Source organism: Paraburkholderia jirisanensis (assembly GCF_054782355.1).
Genome location: NZ_BAAGSQ010000029.1, coordinates 619637 through 637819, shown reverse-complemented (window position 1 = coordinate 637819; position 18183 = coordinate 619637). Strand labels below are relative to the sequence as shown.

Below are 18183 nucleotides of genomic sequence, written 5' to 3'. Positions count from 1 at the left end.
CGTCCGCCGCGCCGTCTTCATTCACCCAATTCAGCCAAAGCGGAGTGAACACCATGACCGAAGATGTACGGATGGAACGCGACACGTTCGGCGAGATCGCCGTGCCGAACGCTCGTCTGTGGGGCGCGCAGACCCAGCGCTCGCTGCAGAACTTCAAGATCTCGACGGAGAAGCAGTCGCCCGAACTGATCAACGCACTGGCGGTGATCAAGCGCGCCGCCGCCGAAGTGAACCAGGGCCTCGGCGTGCTCGACGCGAACAAGGCGAAGGCGATCCTGCACGCCGCCGACGAAATCATCGAAGGCAAACATCCGGAAGAGTTTCCGCTCGCGGTCTGGCAAACCGGCTCGGGCACGCAGACCAACATGAACCTGAACGAGGTGATCGCCAACCGTGCGAGCGAGTTGCTCGGCGGCGAACGCGGCGAAGCGCGCCTCGTGCACCCGAACGACGATGTGAACCGCGGCCAGTCGTCCAACGACGTGTTCCCGACCGCGATGCACGTGGCGGCGGCAGTCGGCATCGAAAAGCATCTGGTGCCGGCGCTGAAGACGCTGCGCGACACGCTCGACAGCAAGGCGAAGGCGTTCAACGACATCGTGAAGATCGGCCGCACGCACCTGCAGGATGCGACGCCGCTCACGCTCGGCCAGGAATTCTCCGGTTACGTCGCGCAGCTCGAACAGGGCGTGCGCCATCTCGAAGCGACGCTGCCGCATCTGTATCAGCTGGCGCTCGGCGGCACGGCGGTCGGCACCGGCCTGAACGCGCACCCGAAGTTTGCCGTGCAGGTGGCCGAAGCGATCGGCAAGCTGACCGGCCTGCCGTTCGAAACCGCGCCGAACAAGTTCGAGGTGATGGCCGCAGCCGATGCGCTGGTTTTCGCGCATGGCGCGCTGAAGACGGTCGCCGCGAGCCTGATGAAGATCGCCAACGATATCCGCTGGCTGTCGAGCGGCCCGCGCTGCGGTCTGGGCGAACTGTCGATTCCGGAAAACGAGCCGGGCAGCTCGATCATGCCGGGCAAGGTGAACCCGACACAATCCGAAGCGATGACGATGCTGTGCTGCCAGGTGTTCGGCAACGACGCAGCGGTCAACTTCGGCGGCGCGAGCGGCAACTTCGAACTGAACGTGTTCCGCCCGATGATCGCGCACAACGTGCTGCAATCGATCCGTCTGCTGGCCGACGGCGCGCACAGCTTCAACGACAACTGCGCGGTCGGCATCGAGCCGAACCGCGAGCGTATCGATACGCTGCTCAACGAATCGCTGATGCTGGTCACCGCGCTCAATCCGCACATCGGCTACGACAAGGCCGCGAAGATCGCGAAGAAGGCGCACAAGGAAGGCACGACGCTGAAGGCATCGGCGCTGTCGCTCGGCTATCTGACCGAAGCGCAGTTCGACGAGTGGGTGCGGCCGCACGAGATGGTCGGCAACGCGAAGGGCTAGTCAAGTCGCAAGACGGATGCTGGATCGCTGAAAAAAAGCGCGCCCGGACCTGAACGGTTCGGACGCGCTTTTTTTAGCCTGCTGCCGGCGCGCTCAGACCTTCCCTTGCGCCACTTCTTCCGGCTTCAGCTCGACGATCGCGTCGAGTGCCGCCTTCACATCCATCGCGTATTTGGCCAGACGCTGCTGCTCGTCGGTGACCGGCTCGAACGACGGCACCTGCACCGGATGGCCATTCTCGTTGACGGCCACCATCACGACGAGGCAATCGGTGGTTTGCAGCAGTTCGCCGCCCTTCGGGTCGCCCGCAAACACCGACACGTGGATATGCATGCTGGTGCGGCCGGTCGCCACCACGCGCGCGCGCAGCTCGACCAGGTTACCGACCAGAATCGGCCGGCGAAAGCGGATGTTGCCGACGCTCACCGTCACGCAGTAGCGGCCGGACCAGACCGCGGAACATGCGTAGGCGGTTTCGTCGATCCACTTCATCAGCGCGCCGCCGTGCACCTTGCCGCCAAAATTGACCGAGGTTGGCTCGGCGAGGAAGCGGAAGGTCGTTTCCGAACGCTCCAGCGGTGCGGTGGGTGCGTGGCTCATGTTGACTCCGGCGATCTGCGAATGATTGAAAGGAGGCGATTATACGAGCGTGGCGGCGCGGCGGGCGGGGGACGTCGGATGGTGGGCTGCTCATCGCGCAACCCATGCGTTGCGGCAGCGCGCTCACGCCGAGGCGCACAAGCAGGGCTGGCGGAACAAACCCTGCGCTATTTGCGCACGGACACGCCTTCGTCGATCGTGCCGTACATCGTGATGCTGCCCGAGCCGGCGCCCGGCGAACTCGCGCCGCCTTGCGCGCAAGCGGCGCATGACAGCACGGCAAAAACCGCGAGGGCGGCAAGAATGAGCTTCATCGACTGCACTTCTCGTTCGGGAGATCAGAGTCCGATTCTAGCCTGGCAGCCCACCGTTGCTCCGGATGCGCTGCAATCGCGGCAGGGGAAGCGGACGCATCGCGCGGGGCTGCCTGATCGCCCCTCATCGCGCATTCGACGCTTCACGCCGGACTGAAACGTCGAATGCGATGCTCGCGTTACAGTGCATCTGTCCGCGCTCGAGTGTCACTACAGCTTTCATTGCAGTTGTCACTCCAGCTGGCACCCCGGTTGCCGCCTACTGCGGCATCCATGCCGCCCAAAGGAGCCCCAGATGACCTCCCCGCTTACCGACGAAACCGGCCATTTCCCGGGCCTGAGCCGGCTCGGCGCGCTGCTCGCCGACCCGGGCCGCGCGGCGATGCTGTGGGCGCTGATGGACGGCAGCGCGCGCCCGGCCGGCGAATTGACGCTGATCGCGGGCCTGTCGCCGTCGGCCGCCAGCGCGCACCTCGCGAGGCTGACCGAAGGCGGTCTGCTCGCGCTCGAAGTGCGCGGCCGGCATCGCTATTTCCGCATCGCGTCGGCGGATATCGCCGCGTCGATCGAGGCGCTCGCCAACGTCGCGCAGGCCACCGCGCCGCAGCGGCCTACGCCGCGCGCGGCGCGTACCGTGCCGGTCGAGATGCGCTATGCGCGCACCTGCTACGACCATATGGCCGGCGAACTGGCGGTGCGCGTCTACGAGCGGCTGGTCGGCGACCGCCTGCTGACGCGTACCGGCAGCACCCTCGAGGCCACCTCCGCCGGCACCGAGCGCCTCGCCGGCTGGGGCATCGATGTGGCCGGCCAGCGTGCGCACCGGCGCCGCTTTGCGTGCACCTGCCCCGACTGGAGCGAGCGGCGCCCGCATCTGGGTGGCGCGCTCGGCGCCGCGCTGCTCGATTCGTGGACCTCGCACGGCTGGGTCGAACGGACGACGCGGCCGCGCATCCTGCGCGTGACGCCCGCCGGGCAGCAGTATTTCGACGATTTCCTGATGCAGCGCACGTAATGCGAAGCGAATTCGCAACGCGCGACACGTCTTGTTACAGCGCGGCGGGGATGGCTTACAAATGAGCGGGCCTTGAAACAGGCGGCGCGGGTACAGTGATTTCCACACGGTGCCGATATTGCGTGGGCACCCGACGGAGTCATCAATGAGATCACGAACCCTTACTACGCGCCGTTCATCGCCCGGTTTCAAAGTCGCACGTGCCGGCGCTCCCGCCGGATCGCTCGCCGCCGCAGTCAGCACGGTCGCGATCGCTGCGCTCGCCGCGTTTGCCACGTATCCGGCCTATGCACAGCAAGAAGCGCCTCCGCCACCCGACGTCGCAGACGCAGCCCCCGCACTGCCGCCCGGTTCTTCCACCACCGCGCAGGACGCCGATCCGCCGGGACGCGTGGCGCGTCTGAACTACACGGCGGGCACCGTCACCACGCAACCGGCCGGTGCCGACGACTGGTCATACGCGCAGGTCAACCGCCCGTTGACCACCGGCGACCAGCTGTGGAACGACAAGGGCGCGCGCTCCGAACTGCATATCGGCTCGACAGCAGTCAGGCTCGGTGCGACCACCAGCGTCGACGTGCTCAATCTCGACGACGACAGCACCCAGCTGAAGGTCGCGCAAGGCACGCTGTCGACCCGCGTGCGCGAATTGCCATCCGGTACCGCGTATGAAATCGACACGCCGAATCTCGCGCTCGGTATCGGCGGCCCCGGCGACTATCGCGTCGACGTCGCGCCGGACGGCAGTTCGACCACCGTGACGGTGCGCAGCGGCAGCGCGACCGTGTATGGCGACGGCAATCAGATACCCGTCGCAGCGGGCCAGCAGATCCGCTTCGCCGGCACCAACCTGCAGCAGGTCGCCAGCAACGGCGCGCCCGCGCCCGACAGTCTCGACCAATGGGCCGCGAGCCGCGACGCCGCCGAAGACCGCTCGGTGTCGGCGCGCTATGTATCGCGCGACATGCCCGGCTATCAGGATCTCGACGCGAACGGCGCGTGGCGCGAAGACCCGCAATACGGCGCGGTGTGGACGCCCAACCAGATGCCGGCCGACTGGGCGCCGTATCGCGACGGCCACTGGATCTGGCAGGCGCCGTGGGGCTGGACCTGGGTCGACGATGCGCCGTGGGGCTTCGCGCCGTATCACTATGGACGCTGGGCCTATATCGGCAACGCGTGGGCGTGGGTGCCGGGCGCGGACGTCGCCAGCGCGCCGCCGGTGTATGCGCCGGCGCTGGTCGCGTTCGTCGACGACGGCGGTGGCGCCAGTGGCGGGGTCGACTGGGGCGTGAGCCTTGCGGTCGGCGGCGTCGCGACCGCGGGCCTCGCGTGGTTCGCGCTCGGCCCGGGCGAGCCTTGGCATCCGCACTGGGCGCACGGCTGGAGCCCGCGCTATTACGAGCGCGTGAACCGTCCGGTCTATGGGCACAACTCCGTCACCAACATCCACAACACGTACGTGAACTACCGCGCGCCGCATGCGGTGACCTGCGTACCGGCCACCGCGTTCGTGCATGGACAGCCGGTCAATCGCTTCGCGCAGAAGATCAATCCGCAGCAGTGGCACAACGCGCGCTTCAATGCAGGCGCGCCGGGTATTGCGCCGGTGCGGCAAAGCTTCCGGCCCGGCGTGCGTGAAGCCGCGTACCGGCCGCCGGCAGCGGCGATCGCGCGACCAGTGGTCGCGACGCGCCGGCCCGATGTGCCGGCCGCATGGCACGATCAGCTCGCGCAGCATTTCGCGCAAGGCGGCGGGCGCGTGCCGGGAGCGGGTAATCCGGTGGTGCATACGGCCGTGCCGGCGCATTTCGGCGGCCAGCGGATCGGCTCGGCTGGAGTGCCGGCGCAGAACGTACGGTTGGTGCAGGCGCGTGGGCCGGGGGCTGCGGCTGGGCCGGTGCGTAGCGCGACGATGGGTCCGCAGCAGGTGCCCGGCATGGCGCCCGCGGGGACGCCGCGTGGCGCGCCGAATGCGCTGAATGCGCCGCAGTCGGCCGGTAGCGCGGGACAAGGGCGACCCGGTGAAGGAAGAGCGCAGGCGGGCTCGCCGGAACGGCCACAACAGTCTGGTAATGGCGTGCCACGCCCGCCGCAGTTTGCGGGCGGCAACCATCCTGGCTACGGTGCGCCCGGCGGCGCGCTGCCGCCCGGTGCGCAAAATGGCGGGCAAAACGGCACACGGCCGGGCGCGCCGTCTGGTGGACAGCCGGTCTGGACCCAGCCGCATACGCCGATGGCTCAGCAGCGACAAGGCCAACCGGAGCAGCCATACGCACAACGTGCGCCGGGCGGCGGCAACCCTGCGGCCACCGGGCAGCAGCGCCCGGGCTTCAATCCGCAGGACGAGCAACATGCGGTGCCGCGCGTACATCAGCCGATGCCGACGCAGCAAAACGAGCCGCGCGCGCCGCAAGGACAAGCTGTGCCGCAGCAGGCGCAGCAGCCAAGGCCGGAGTTTCATCCGCAGCAGGTTCAACAGCCACAACAGGTGCAACAGCCACAACAGCCGCGGTCCGAGCCACCGCGACAGGTTCAACAACCGCAGCAGCCACGGCCCGAGCCGTCGCAGCAAGTGCAACAGCCGCAGCAGCCGCGGCCTGAATTTCACCCGCAGCAGGCACAGCAGCCGCGCCCCGAGTTTCACCCGCAGCAAGCACAGCAGCCGCGCCCCGAGTTTCACCCGCAGCAAGCGCCGGAGCCGCGGCCACAGCAAGTGCAGCAGCCGCGTCCTGAGTTCCATCCGCAGCCGGCGCCGCAGCCGCGGCCGCAGGTGCAGCAGCAGCCTCGTCCGCAGCAGCAGTCGCAGCAACCGCAACATCAGGAGCAGCGAGGGAACGGCGGCGGTCACGACGAGCACCGCCGCAGCTAGGGACGATACTTGCCCGTCACGGCAAGTACCGCACGACGACCACACGATACAAACAGGCCCGCTCGCAGCGCTAGCTGCGGCGGGCCTGATTTCATTGCGCGCAGTCGCGTCGCGGTATCGATTCGTGAACGCGCCCCGCAACAGCACCCGGGATGAGACATCGCAGTTCCCGCTGCGCCGCCTCGTCCGCGACGAGCACCGTTGTTCAGATACCCATCATTCGCCGCAGCGCGCAATGTGCAGCAAATTGGTCGTCCCCGATTCGCCGAACGGCAGCCCGGCGGCGATCACGATCGAATCCCCTGCTACCGCAAAGCCTTCCTCGGTAGCGGCGTGCTGCGCCAGCTTGATCATCTCCTGCACGTCATGAGCATTTTTGAACGGCAGCGCGTGCACGCCCCACGCCAGCGCCAGTTGCCGGCACACCTGCAGCGACGGCGACATCGCGATGATCGCAGTCGGCACGCGTTCCCGCGCGGCCCTGAGGCTGGTGAAACCCGACGACGTATAAGTCACCGTCACCGCAGGGTCGATCACCCGAACCACCTGACGCAGCGCGCTGCAGATCGCATCGGCAGGACCCGATTCCACCGCCGCGTGCGACGCATCGATACCGCGGCGATATTCCGGATCGAGCTCGACCTGCTCGATGATCCGGTTCATCACCGACACCGCTTCAACCGGGAACTGGCCGCTCGCCGATTCCGCCGACAGCATCACCGCGTCCGCGCCGGCGTAAATCGCGCCGGCCACATCGGAGGTTTCCGCGCGCGTGGGCACCGGCGACGCGACCATCGATTCGAGCATCTGCGTGGCGACGATGACCGGTTTGCCCGCTTCGCGGCAAGCCCGAATGATGCGCCGCTGAATCTCGGGAATCTTCTCAGCCGGCAGTTCGACGCCAAGATCGCCGCGCGCGACCATCAGGCCGTCGCAACGCTCGACGATGCCGGCCAGATGATCGATCGCCAGCGGCTTTTCCAGCTTGGCCATCACCCACGCCTTCGAACCGATCAGACGGCGCGCCTCGTCGATATCCTCCGGCCGCTGCACGAACGACAGCGCGACCCAGTCGACACCATGCTCGAGACCGAACGCGAGATCTTCGCGGTCCTTCGCCGTCAGCACCGAGATCGGCAGCATCACGTCCGGCACATTGACGCCCTTGCGGTCCGAGATGCGGCCACCGACGAGCACCTGCGTGTCCGCAAAATCGCGCTCCTTGCGGATCACCCGCAGGCGAATCTTGCCGTCGTCGAGCAGCAGTTCCGAGCCGATCTGCAAAGCGCTGAACACTTCCGGGTGCAACAGCGGCGCACGGCTGCTATTGCCCGGCGTCGGATCGAGGTCGAGGCGGAAATGCTCGTTCACGGACAGCATCGCAAAGCCGCCATTGAACGTGCCGAGACGAATCTTCGGCCCTTGCAGGTCCAGCAGTACCGCGATCGGCCGGCCGCATTCCGCTTCGACTTCGCGGATCGCCTTCAACCGCCGCAGGTGATCGTCCTGGGTGCCGTGGCTGAAGTTGAACCGGAATACGTCGACGCCCGCGTCGAACAGCTTCCGGATAATCGCCTTGTCGGAACTGGCGGGGCCGAGGGTTGCCACAATCTTGGCGTTGCGTTGCCGCTTCATCTTTTATCCTCAAACACGTACGCAGACGGAAATCTCCTTGATGCGGCGGTGCCATGTCAGGCTGGCCGCCGCCGTCGGGCGCGAGGGAGAAGCTTAGAGTCAGACCGGCAAGAGCGGAACGCAAAGTTAAGTCGTAGGAGAACAGACTTAAAGTATCGAATCGCGCTGGCTCACCACGCCATGCCGCGTGCCTCGATCGGCCAGACCGCTTCGACCCGGCCCCCGCGATGACACACGTAAGCATCGTGAAGGTTGACGGTGGGGTCGACGTGCCCCGGAATCAGCCGCAGCTGACTGCCCCAGGCGGGCGCTTCAGGTGACGAATGCTGCGGCGCGCGCCTCAGAATGCCGTGCTCGTCGTTGGCGACCGCGTAGTCCCACCCCTGCAGCGCGGGCGCGTTACGGTCGTGCGCGAGCGCCGGCAAGCCGGCGTCGACGGTGAGGCTCTTCAGACCCGCATCGCAAACCACCCGGTCGGCCGCCGGCGTGCTCATGATGGTCGCGCTCAGATGCAGCGCGTGGGCCGGCCTGAAGCTATCGCGCCACTCCAGTTCGCCGTACTGGCGATCCATCAGCGCGTAGCTGCCGGCCTGGATCTCGGTGAACACGCCGCTCGCGACGTCGAACTCGATGCTGCCGGTGCCGCCACCCGTGACAGTCAGGCCGCGCAAACCGCGTTGCTCGAGCGCGGCGACGAAATGTGCGGCGCGCGCTGCCGACTGCTGCGCCAACTCGAGCCGCTGCTGCCACGCATGGATATGCTGCAAGCCGCCGTGATAGGCCTGCAAGCCTCTGAACGACAGCGACGGATGCGTTGCGATCTCGTCCACCAGTTCCAGCATGGCCTCTACCGTCGACACGCCGCAGCGGTTCTGGCCGATGTCGACCTCGACCAGCAGTTCGATGCGCGAGCCCGCGCTGGCAGCCGCGACGCCCAGTTGCCGGACCGATTCCGCGTGGTCCACGCACACGCTGAGCTTCACCTGCGCGGCGAGTTGCGCAGCCAGCGTAGCCTTGCGGGCGTCGGCGAGTTCGTTCGACAGATGGATGTCGGTAACCCCGGCGGCGGCGAGCGCAAACGCTTCCGCGAGCTTCTGGCAGCACACCCCCACCGCACCGGTGGCGATCTGCCGTTGCGCGATCGTCGCGCACTTGTGCGCCTTGGCGTGAGGTCTGAGCGACACGCCATGCGCCGTGGCCAATGAAGCAGCGAGCGCGAGGTTGTGCTCGAACAGGTCGAGATCGATCAGCAGCGCCGGCGTGGCGACGTCGTCGACGGGATTGCCGATATGCAAGCCAGGCAGCGGTACATCGAAGCGGTAGGGTTCTGTCATGAAGGTCCTTCGGCAAGGGCATGGAAGCGGGACGCCGACCGGCATTGCGATGCGTTGCGGCGAAACAGACCGCGGCAACGGATCATCTCACCAGACAAGGGGAATCGCGCGCAGCAGCGTCTCGCGCGGGAAGTAGCAGCGGCACAAAGCGGCCGGAAGCGCCCAGACGCACCCAGAAGCGGGATGCCTGCCACCGCGCGAATCGGCATTCATCAGGACGATACCTGCACTGCCGCCGGCAATCCAGTGCCGGCGGCAGTGTGCCAGCGAAGCGCGCGGGGCAGCGCGTTCGCCGGCGGGCTGAGAGCGCGCGTGCGCGTGGGGCCGCGCGCACGCGCCGCGCATCACGACAACAGATGCGTGTCGGCGCCATACGGCGCGTCCGGGGCCTGGCCATTGCGCGCCGGCTGCGCCGCGGCGTCGTCGCTTGCGTCGTCGTGGAAATGCGCGGGACGGTGCGCGCGGCGATTCACCTTGAATTCGAACACGTCGAAGCGGTTGTAGTAGCCGACCACGTCCTGGAACTGCTTCGGCACGACGCAGCGGGCCAGATCGAGCTCCGCGTAGGCAATGCCTTCGTCTTCGCGGATCACTTCGCTGATCGGCTGACCATCCGGACCGAGAATCATCGACACGCTCTTGGGCGACTGTTCGAGCAGATCGCGCACGCCCTTGTCGCCGCGGCTGATCATGTCGATGGCGTCCTGCGGCAAAAAGCCCGACGCAACGAGGTTGAACAGCTTGCCCTCGAACGCATGCGCACCGGCGCGCAGGCGAATCGCCGCTTCGAGGTCGTAGCCGCCTTCGCCGAGCGGGTGGGTCGGCCAACGCGGCGAAAACGACGACACGTGAACGTTCTCGCCTTGCGCGAGCAGCGCGAAACGCGCCAGTGCATTGGTGTTTTCACCGCACACCAGCGCGCCGATCCGGCCGATGCGCGTATCGGCCACGCGCAGGCCGCTGCCGTCGCCCATCGCCCACGCGAGCTTTTCCCAATGCGTCGGCATCAGCTTGCGGTGCACGTTCAGCAGCGAGCCGTCGTCGCCGATCAGCAGGTTGGTGTCGTACACGCAGCCGAAGCTGTTGGGGGTGCTCTCGTTGATCCCGATCGAAACGAATACGTTGTGACGGCGCGCCGCATCGCGAATCCGCTGGATCTCCGGGCCGTCGACCAGCACCGCGCTCGCCACCATCTTTTCGAAGAATTCGTGCGTGTGCACCGGCGCCCACACGCCGCACCACACCGGAAACGACGACAGATACGCTTCTGGGAAAGCGATCAGCTCCGCGCCGTGCGACGCGGCTTCCCCGATCCACGCGACGGCCTTCTCGACGCAGGCTTCCGCATCGAAATAGACCGGCGCGATATGACAGACGGCCGCTTTGAATTTCGGGTATTGCTTCATCTACATCTCCATGTCTGATAGTGAAGAACCTTTCCGTACGCTTGAAATTGTCTGACGCAGCACTCCTGGTCGAAACTTCAATCCAGATCGGCCCGATAGCGCGCTACCGCTTCCTCATTCCACTCGATGCCGCTGCCCGGCGTATCCGGTGCGGTGACGTAGCCGCCGTGCGCCGGCAACGGCGCGGCGAGCACCCCGTCGGCAATGCCGAAGTACTCGAGGTAATGCGCCATCGGCGACAGCGCCAGCAGATGCGCGCTGGTCTCCTGGAAAAAGTGGTTAGACACCGGCATGCCGTGCGCCTCGCACAACGCGACGGTATCGAGCCATCCGCTGACGCCGCCGGCTTTCATCAGATCGGGCATCGCGAGGTCCGAGGCGCTTTCGCGGATCATCGCCAGCATGCCTTTGGGCCCCCACGCGTTCTCGCCTAGCTGCAGCGGCGTGCTCATCTCGCGCGCGATCTGCGCGTGGCCGCGCAGGTCGTCGCACAGCACCGGCTCTTCGATCCACGCAAGCCCGAAGCCGTCGAGCGCGCGCGTGCGGCGCAACGCCTCGGGTACGCTCAACGCCTGGTTGTAATCGACCATCAGCTCCGCTTTCGTACCGAGCGTGTCGAGCACCGCCTGCACGACTTCGAGATCCTCACGCAACGTCGCGTAGCCGATCTTGATCTTGATCGCCTGGAAGCCTGCGTCGACGCTGCGTTCCACGGCTTTCACCGCATCCGCGAGTCCGTCCATGCCAAAGCTCGCGTACGCCTTCACCGGGCGCGGCGCGCCGCCGAGCAGGCGCGACAGCGACAGCCCGGCCGCGCGTGCATGCGCATCCCACAGCGCCATGTCCAGACCGGCGAGCGCCATGTCGAGCAAGCCCGGCGTGCCGAGCAGCACGAAGCGGCGGCGCAGCGCGCGGATCGCTTCGCGCGGACGCAGCGCTTCGCCCTGCAGCAACGCGCCGGCTTCGGTCGCCAGCCGGGTCGCGGCGGCCAGCACGGTCGGCGTGTAGGTGAAGAAATACGCGCGTCCGGTCACGCCCGCGTCGGTCTCGATATCGATCAGCACCAGCGGCGCATGCGTCATCGCACCGCTCGCGGTGCGCAACGGCGGCGTGAGCGGCACGCGTACCGGGCGCGCCGTCACACGCGTCACCACAGGCGCCAGCGAATCGGCATGAAGATTCGATGCAGAGGAAGTCATATGGACCGATCCGGTAGAGGTTCAGATTGATCAGGCGCAGATGCCGGCGCAGGACGGCCGCCATCGCGTGCTTCGAGCGCGTCGATCGTACTGCAGCAACCCGCCAGCGGCACTTGAAAAAAATGCGCTACGCCGCCGCAATAAATTTCAAGCGGTATCGGTTTCAGGACAGATGAGGTTCGTGCGATCGCATGCTGGCGCAACCGGAGGTTTGATCCGGAAATTTTCTTCGGCTAAGCTTCGACGGGCGCGAAGCGTCCGGTCCGCGCAGCCGATATGGATGTCCGGCGACATCCGAACCGACATCTGAACCCGCAGGCAGCCCTCCGGTCCCGGCAGCAACCGTGCATCCGGTGACACGCAACGCTTCCCGGCCAATCATGAAACGTTTTTCCCGCCTGCCCCCGCTGCATTGCCTGGTCGCCTTTGAAGCCGTGGCCCGCTTGCGCAGCGGTGCGCTGGCCGCCGCCGAGCTGTCGGTTACGCCGAGCGCGGTCAGCCATCGCATCAAACAGCTTGAAGAATCGCTCGGCGTCGGCCTGTTCACGCGCGCGCAGAACGAGCTGAATCTCTCTGCGGCCGGGCTGGAGTATCTCGACGTGGTGCGCGAGTGCCTCGTTGCGTTGAGCCGCTTTCCGGCGCGCAGCACGGGCTCCGACGAACGGCCGCAACTGCGCGTCTCGTCGCCGCCGACCTTCGCGCGGCAGATCATCGTGCCACGGCTGCAAAACTTCCAGCACCTCTACCCGGACGTCGACATCACGCTTCAGTTGTCGGTGCCGTTCGTCGGTCTGAAGGCCGACGATGCCGACGTCGAAATCCGCTTTGGCAGCGGTAAGTATCCCGGGCTGAATGTGGAAGCCGTGCTGAACGAGCCGGTGTCGCCGGTGTGCAGCCCCGCCTACCTGAAGCAGAGCGGGCCATTCGAGGTGCCGTCCGACCTCGCGCGCGCCAACCTGCTGCGCTGCCCGATCGAACCGTGGCGATCCTGGCTAAAAGCCGCGGGCCTCGCGCTGGGTGAGCCCAGCTCCGGGCCGCAGTATGTGGATGTCGGCTTGCTGGTCGAAGCCGCGATCAGCGGGCACGGCGTCGCGCTCGCGCGCCGCAGCATGATCCAGAGCTGGCTCGATACCGGCATGCTGAAGTTTCTGTTCCCGATCGACGCGCAAGGACAGCATGCCTACTACGCGACCTGGTCGAACGTGTCGCCGCAATTCGGCTATGTGGAAAACTTCGTGCAGTGGTTGAAGCAGGAACTATCGGACAAATGAAGCGGGGCCCGCCGTTCGATGTTTCACCGGTGCCCCGCCTGATGCGTCAGACTGCCATCGGCGCCGTCAACGGCGCGTGATGCTGATAGCCTTCGAGTGAAAAATCAGCGGGCTCGATCTTCTCGAGCCACTCGGGCTCGTATTGGCCGGTCACCGCGTAATCCGGAACCCGATCGGCAATCAGCAGTTTCGGCGCCGGGAACGGCTCGCGCGTCAACTGCTCCTTCAGCATGTCCATGTGGCTTTCGTAGATGTGCGCGTCGCCGATGAAGTAGCTGAACCAGCGCGGCGTGTAGCCGGTCAGCCGCCCGACCAGGTGCAGCAGCGCCGCGCCCTCGGTCAGGTTGAACGGCGTGCCGAGGCCGACGTCGTTGCTGCGGATATACAGGCACAGCGAGATCTCGCGCTTCGATGCATTCGGCAGGAACTGGTAAAGCAGATGGCACGGCGGCAACGCCATCTCGTCGAGTTGCGCCCAGTTCCAGCCATGAAACAGAATGCGGCGGTCCGACGGATTCTTGATGATCGTATCGAGGCACTGACGAAGCTGGTCGACCGCCTTGTAGAGCAGCACCTTGCGCGCACCGTGTTCTTCGAATTCGGTCACGCGTGCGAAGCCGGACTGCAGCGCCGCGTCGATCTGCGCCGATCTGGTCGCGTCGAGCAGCTTGTAGGCGGGCCATTGGCGCCATTGCACGCCGTAGATTGCGCCCAGATCCGAGTCGGACTCGCGGAACGGGTTGGCCAGCCACTGTTTGTTTTCATTGGCGTTCTGGTCCCACACCTTGCAACCCAACGCGCGAAAATCGGCGGCATTGCGCGCCGCGCGCAGGAAGCCGACCAGTTCGCCGATGGCGGACTTGAACGCGAGCTTCTTGGTCGTCACAGCGGGAAAACCCTGTTGCAGATCGAAGCGCAACGCGGCGCCCGGAAAGCTGAGCGTGCGCACGCCAGTGCGGTTCTCCTGCCACGAGCCGTTTTCCATGATGTGCCGGACGAGGTCAAGATACTGTTGCATGTCGGTGGTTCCCAATGTGTGGCGGGTATCGCGGATGTGCAGCGCGCGGCCGGGCCGGCTGCGTGCCTCACCAAACCTGCAATGATAACGTGACTGCCGCGATGGCCGGGCGGCGGTGCTTTCGGGAGATCGGCATGGCTCGCCGCGGCGGTGGCAGACTGCGCATCCGCAAAACAAAACGCCGGCCCCAAGGCCGGCGTTTTGTATCAGAACGGGATGAGATCGGGGGGCGATCAGAGATGCTGCACAGTCGGCGGCGGCATGCCGGCGTGCGGCGCCACCATCGGTTCGCTTTCCATATGCCGCATGCCATGCGAACACAGCAGACGATACAGCGTGACACGCGAGATGCCGAGCTCCTGCGCGGCGTCGCCGAGGCGCCCGCGATGACGCAGCAACGCGAGTTCGATCGCCTGCCGCTCGGCCGCCTCGCGTGCCTGCGCGAGCGACACCGGCACGATCTCCACGTACTCGGACAATTCCAGATCGCGCGCAGTAATGGCGCGCCCTTCCGACATCACGATTGCGCGCCGCACGCGGTTGATCAGTTCGCGTACGTTGCCCGGCCAGCTGTAGTTATGCAACGCCGCGATCGCATCCGGCGAAAAGCCGCGCAGCCGACGGCTCGCATCTTTTCTGAAACGTTCGAGCATATGCCGCGCGAGCAGTTCGATATCCTTGCCGCGCGCGCGCAGCGGCGGCTCGTCGATCTGCAGCACGCACAGCCGGTGATACAGATCTGAACGAAAGCGCCCTTCGATCATCGCGGTATTCATATCGACGTGCGTCGCCGAGATAATGCGCACGTCCACCTCGATCGAGCCGTGGCCGCCCAGTCGCTCGACCTTGCGCTCCTGCAAAAAGCGCAGCAGGCTCGCCTGGCTTTCGAGCGGCAAATCGCCGATTTCATCGAGAAACAGCGTGCCGCCGTTGGCCGCTTCGACGCGCCCGATCTTGCGCTGGTTTGCGCCGGTAAACGCACCGCGCTCGTAACCGAATAGTTCGGATTGCAGCAGATGCGGCGGAATCGCGCCGCAATTGATCGGCACGAACGGCGCATTGCGGCGCGCCGAGCGCTCATGAATCGCAACCGCGGTCAGTTCCTTGCCGGTGCCCGATTCGCCGGAGATAAACACCGGTGCATCGGTCATCGCGACCTTGCGGATCGAGCGGAACAGCGCCAGCATCGCATCGCACGAACCGACCATTTCGCCTTCGGTGCCGCCCGGTTGCGCCGCGTCGTTCGACGCGCTTTCGCCCAGCGAGATCATGCCGTACGCGTGGCCAACCGAATCCACAATGCGGTCGCCGGAATAAGGGACCGTTACGTAATCGAAACAGTAGTCGCGCACGAGCCGGCGCAAAGCGGCGTCCTGCAATTGCCCGGGCATGGTCGCGGCGACCCAGCCTACATTAGGCATCGTCAGGCAGGATTCAAATGCAGCGATTTCATGCTGCTGGAAACAGCTCGACAGATCGAGCAGGCCACCGGCGGCGCTGTTGGCTCGCACCGCGCGCCGCACATCGCGCGCCGAACCGACTACTTCGACATGCCAGCCGCGTTCATGAAAGCGCGCATTGAGGTCAGCACTGGGATCTCTTGAAACATATATCAGTTGCCGCGTTGCGGATTCCATTATTCAGATCCTCTCGTCAACGAACGTTAAGGATGACGCACGCACCTGAAGCGCTATTCTCGTATTCCTCAGATACGTCGATCGCATCGGGATTCGCAAAACCACGAAAACCGAACGGCCATTCCATTCCGTACGGACAGCTGATCCCCGACAAACGGCGCGTGTTATTGGACGGCCCAGTTCGGGCTTTTTTTGAAAATTTTTGTGCTGTGTTCGAGAGCTTACTATACGTACGGGACTTCGAAAAACAAATATGCAAATTAATTCAGTAACCCTTGATTAGGTAAGGCTGACCGCCAATTCGATAAACGACGGTAAGTTCTTTCTGCATAAAAACTCCATATCCAGAGCTTTCTGCATACTTAACTAGTCTCTGAAAAATTCCCGCTTTACTGTTTTTTGTCTGGTTTGCCCGATCCGGCAGGTGCCGTATCAACGCTGAAACGTTTTCCCGCGATTTAGACACATGCGCGCCGCATCGCATCGGCCCGCCCGTTCTGCAGCAACGCTTTGCCCGCTATGGCATACGTTTCGCTAAATGTGCCTCACCAAGGAGACACATCATGCGACTCGTTTTCCGCGGCAATGCGAGATCCCGTTCGGGACTCGCCCCGAGCCCGGCACTGCATGCTTCATTGCGCATGTTCACTTGCGCCGCACTGCTTGGCGGCACCCTTTCCCTGCTCGCGCTGCCGCTGGCCGCGCGCGCCGAAGAACCCGCTTCGTCGCTTTCGTCCGACGCCGGCTTCGTTGCCCTCGCAGGCCTGACGCCTGCAGCGGCAGCGACGCCGGAAACGGCGGTTGCCGACGCGGCCACGATCGATGCGTCCGCAACGATCGATTCCTCCGCCACCGTCGATGCTTTAGCAACCGACGGGCCCGCACCGCTATTGAACACGCCCGCCGATGTCGTTTCGATGACCGCCAATCCACTCGACGACCGCGTGCTGGCGCAACAGCGCGGCGGCGCGAGCGGACTCACGATGATCGCCGCGACGCCACGCTCGATGGGCAACGCCGTGACGCTGTGGGACGAAATCGCCCCGCCGGCGCCGCTGCCGGTACCGGTGGATGCCGCGCGCACCGCGCAGGGCAATGCGGCCAGCTACATCAGGAAATGACAGAGGAAACGAATCAGGAAACGACTGACGAAATGACATCGACTTAAAGCAAGTGCAGCCCCGCGAGAGACCACTCGATTCGGCAACACAGAACAGAACGCTATTGGGGAAGACATGATCGCCTCATTCAATGCTTCGTTTCAAACGTCGCAGCGCCGCCGTGCGCGCGTCCCGACGATGCTCGCCGCAATGTGCGGCGCCGCAGCCGTCCTGACGTTCGCCAGCATCCCGGCGCAGGCCCAGCAGAGCAATCCCGGCGACATCGTGCTGATGCGCGCAGTCGAACCGCGGATCGCCTACGACTCGGTGCCGAAAAACCAGCAACCGGTGATCGCCAGCGCCAGCACCTTCCCCGCTAACAGTTTCAATCCGACGATGGCGCAGCTCGCATCGGATACCGATCTGACCAATGCGCGCGGCTCGTCCGGCGTGGCCACCAGCGGCGTGCTGGTCAACTCGGGCATGCAGGCTGTCACGCAGATTCTCAGCGGCAGCGCGAGCGGCAACAACATGGCGTTGAAGTCGAGCGGCATCGCTCCGGTGGCCGGCATCGGTTCCACCGTGTCGTCGACGGTGACTGGCGCGCTGGCGCCGCTCGGCAGTGTGCTGAGCGGCGCGCTCGGAGGCCTGAAATGAGCGCGCGCCAGCAGCAGCATCAATCCCATCCGCACCACCTGCGGCCCCGCCGCGCAGCACGCGCCGCCTCAGCCGCCGCCGCGCTGACCCTCCTGTTCGCCTGCGGCGCGCTGCACAGCGCCCACGCGCAATCGGTCGCGCGCATCACCGGCGACGCCGGCATCGCCACCGGCGCGGCGGTCGGCGCGAACGGCGCGATCACCGTGAACGAAGCCGCCGGCCTGAACAACGTACAGGCCAACCAGCTGACGCTGACCATCGGCAACACCGCAGCCGCCAACGACAACCCGAGCGTGCAGAACGCCAGCGCGTCGGCGCGGGTAACGAGCGCGCGCACCACGATTTCAGGCAATGCGTTTTCGAATACATCCGGCGCCGTGCTGGTGAACCAGTCGGCGGGCGCGGGAAATATCCAGCGCAACAGTGTGCAACTGAACACTGCTGCAGTGGGTGTCGAGACCGTTTCGGATAGCGTGCTATCCGCAGCGGTCCCGAAGGGAGGCGGTCTGGCCCAGTCCAACGGGGTTCATGACGTGCGCGAGGCGACGATTTCCAACGAGGCCTTCAAGAACGTCAATGGGGTCGTGCAGATCAACCAGACAGCCGGCGCCGGTAACGCTACGGCAAACAGTTTTGTGCTCCGTCCCCCGGCGGGCACTCTTTTCTAAATG

Annotated in this window: 15 protein-coding genes; 7 read left to right on the top strand and 8 right to left on the bottom strand. The window is 65.6% G+C overall.

From position 1 onward, the window contains the following. Positions 1-53: 53 nt before the first annotated feature. On the top strand, positions 54-1454 hold the full coding sequence (gene fumC, locus ACYVNQ_RS28545; protein ID WP_460907188.1) for a class II fumarate hydratase: 1401 nt from the start codon (positions 54-56) through the stop codon (positions 1452-1454). Positions 1455-1547: 93 nt separating this feature from the next. Here fumC and ACYVNQ_RS28540 read toward each other — a convergent pair whose 3' ends face one another. After that, entirely contained in the window at positions 1548-2054 is a 507-nt protein-coding gene (locus tag ACYVNQ_RS28540) for an acyl-CoA thioesterase (RefSeq protein ID WP_460907186.1), read from the bottom strand. A gap of 167 nt (positions 2055-2221) precedes the next feature. Next, positions 2222-2368, bottom strand: coding sequence for a hypothetical protein (locus ACYVNQ_RS28535; RefSeq protein WP_460907183.1), 147 nt, complete (start codon positions 2366-2368; stop codon positions 2222-2224). Positions 2369-2663: 295 nt separating this feature from the next. Here ACYVNQ_RS28535 and ACYVNQ_RS28530 point away from each other — a divergent pair, with 295 nt between their 5' ends. Both ACYVNQ_RS28530 and ACYVNQ_RS28525 read left to right on the top strand, forming a co-directional pair. Next, positions 2664-3383, top strand: coding sequence for an ArsR/SmtB family transcription factor (locus ACYVNQ_RS28530; RefSeq protein WP_460907180.1), 720 nt, complete (start codon positions 2664-2666; stop codon positions 3381-3383). Positions 3384-3528: 145 nt separating this feature from the next. Continuing rightward, positions 3529-6255, top strand: coding sequence for a DUF6600 domain-containing protein (locus tag ACYVNQ_RS28525; protein WP_460907177.1), 2727 nt, complete (start codon positions 3529-3531; stop codon positions 6253-6255). Positions 6256-6471: 216 nt separating this feature from the next. Here ACYVNQ_RS28525 and pyk read toward each other — a convergent pair whose 3' ends face one another. The 4 genes from pyk to ACYVNQ_RS28505 form a co-directional block, all read right to left on the bottom strand. Continuing rightward, positions 6472-7890 carry a pyruvate kinase gene (gene pyk / locus ACYVNQ_RS28520; protein WP_460907175.1) on the bottom strand — a complete coding sequence of 473 codons (1419 nt, stop codon included), beginning with the start codon at positions 7888-7890 and terminating at the stop codon, positions 6472-6474. Positions 7891-8060: 170 nt separating this feature from the next. Beyond that, on the bottom strand, positions 8061-9224 hold the full coding sequence (locus ACYVNQ_RS28515) for a DSD1 family PLP-dependent enzyme (protein ID WP_460907172.1): 1164 nt from the start codon (positions 9222-9224) through the stop codon (positions 8061-8063). A 344-nt stretch (positions 9225-9568) separates the two neighbouring features. Beyond that, on the bottom strand, positions 9569-10630 hold the full coding sequence (locus ACYVNQ_RS28510; protein ID WP_460907170.1) for a carbon-nitrogen hydrolase family protein: 1062 nt from the start codon (positions 10628-10630) through the stop codon (positions 9569-9571). 77 nt (positions 10631-10707) lie between these two features. Beyond that, the gene (locus ACYVNQ_RS28505) at positions 10708-11829 is read right to left on the bottom strand and encodes an enolase C-terminal domain-like protein (protein WP_460907167.1); all 1122 of its coding nucleotides are present in this window, start codon (positions 11827-11829) and stop codon (positions 10708-10710) included. Positions 11830-12209: 380 nt separating this feature from the next. Here ACYVNQ_RS28505 and ACYVNQ_RS28500 point away from each other — a divergent pair, with 380 nt between their 5' ends. Beyond that, positions 12210-13100, top strand: coding sequence for a LysR substrate-binding domain-containing protein (locus ACYVNQ_RS28500; protein ID WP_460907164.1), 891 nt, complete (start codon positions 12210-12212; stop codon positions 13098-13100). Between the two features lie 46 nt (positions 13101-13146). Here the strand turns inward: ACYVNQ_RS28500 and ACYVNQ_RS28495 are convergent, their stop codons facing one another. Then, positions 13147-14118, bottom strand: a complete 972-nt coding sequence (locus ACYVNQ_RS28495; protein WP_460907161.1) for a thymidylate synthase — start codon at positions 14116-14118, stop codon at positions 13147-13149. 233 nt (positions 14119-14351) lie between these two features. Then, entirely contained in the window at positions 14352-15755 is a 1404-nt protein-coding gene (locus tag ACYVNQ_RS28490) for a sigma-54 dependent transcriptional regulator (RefSeq protein WP_460907158.1), read from the bottom strand. A gap of 563 nt (positions 15756-16318) precedes the next feature. Between ACYVNQ_RS28490 and ACYVNQ_RS28485 the strand changes: the two genes are divergently transcribed. The 3 genes from ACYVNQ_RS28485 (at position 16319) to ACYVNQ_RS28475 (ending at position 18180) form a co-directional block, all read left to right on the top strand. Then, entirely contained in the window at positions 16319-16876 is a 558-nt protein-coding gene (locus ACYVNQ_RS28485) for a hypothetical protein (protein ID WP_460907156.1), read from the top strand. Between the two features lie 114 nt (positions 16877-16990). Beyond that, positions 16991-17512 carry a hypothetical protein gene (locus ACYVNQ_RS28480; protein WP_460907153.1) on the top strand — a complete coding sequence of 174 codons (522 nt, stop codon included), beginning with the start codon at positions 16991-16993 and terminating at the stop codon, positions 17510-17512. Next, on the top strand, positions 17509-18180 hold the full coding sequence (locus ACYVNQ_RS28475) for a hypothetical protein (RefSeq protein WP_460907150.1): 672 nt from the start codon (positions 17509-17511) through the stop codon (positions 18178-18180). Before ACYVNQ_RS28480 ends, ACYVNQ_RS28475 begins: the two co-directional genes overlap by 4 nt. Positions 18181-18183: the final 3 nt, after the last annotated feature.

Excerpts from the sequence above, each read along its gene's own strand:
- ACYVNQ_RS28490 (WP_460907158.1), bottom strand. The coding sequence starts at position 15,755 with ATGGAATCCGCAACGCGGCAACTGATATATGTTTCAAGAGATCCCAGT.
- ACYVNQ_RS28485 (WP_460907156.1), top strand. The coding sequence starts at position 16,319 with ATGCGACTCGTTTTCCGCGGCAATGCGAGATCCCGTTCGGGACTCGCC.
- ACYVNQ_RS28480 (WP_460907153.1), top strand. The coding sequence starts at position 16,991 with ATGATCGCCTCATTCAATGCTTCGTTTCAAACGTCGCAGCGCCGCCGT.
- ACYVNQ_RS28500 (WP_460907164.1), top strand. The coding sequence starts at position 12,210 with ATGAAACGTTTTTCCCGCCTGCCCCCGCTGCATTGCCTGGTCGCCTTT.
- ACYVNQ_RS28495 (WP_460907161.1), bottom strand. The coding sequence starts at position 14,118 with ATGCAACAGTATCTTGACCTCGTCCGGCACATCATGGAAAACGGCTCG.
- ACYVNQ_RS28525 (WP_460907177.1), top strand. The coding sequence starts at position 3,529 with ATGAGATCACGAACCCTTACTACGCGCCGTTCATCGCCCGGTTTCAAA.
- ACYVNQ_RS28530 (WP_460907180.1), top strand. The coding sequence starts at position 2,664 with ATGACCTCCCCGCTTACCGACGAAACCGGCCATTTCCCGGGCCTGAGC.
- pyk (WP_460907175.1), bottom strand. The coding sequence starts at position 7,890 with ATGAAGCGGCAACGCAACGCCAAGATTGTGGCAACCCTCGGCCCCGCC.
- ACYVNQ_RS28510 (WP_460907170.1), bottom strand. The coding sequence starts at position 10,630 with ATGAAGCAATACCCGAAATTCAAAGCGGCCGTCTGTCATATCGCGCCG.
- ACYVNQ_RS28515 (WP_460907172.1), bottom strand. The coding sequence starts at position 9,224 with ATGACAGAACCCTACCGCTTCGATGTACCGCTGCCTGGCTTGCATATC.
- fumC (WP_460907188.1), top strand. The coding sequence starts at position 54 with ATGACCGAAGATGTACGGATGGAACGCGACACGTTCGGCGAGATCGCC.
- ACYVNQ_RS28505 (WP_460907167.1), bottom strand. The coding sequence starts at position 11,829 with ATGACTTCCTCTGCATCGAATCTTCATGCCGATTCGCTGGCGCCTGTG.
- ACYVNQ_RS28540 (WP_460907186.1), bottom strand. The coding sequence starts at position 2,054 with ATGAGCCACGCACCCACCGCACCGCTGGAGCGTTCGGAAACGACCTTC.
- ACYVNQ_RS28475 (WP_460907150.1), top strand. The coding sequence starts at position 17,509 with ATGAGCGCGCGCCAGCAGCAGCATCAATCCCATCCGCACCACCTGCGG.
- ACYVNQ_RS28535 (WP_460907183.1), bottom strand. The coding sequence starts at position 2,368 with ATGAAGCTCATTCTTGCCGCCCTCGCGGTTTTTGCCGTGCTGTCATGC.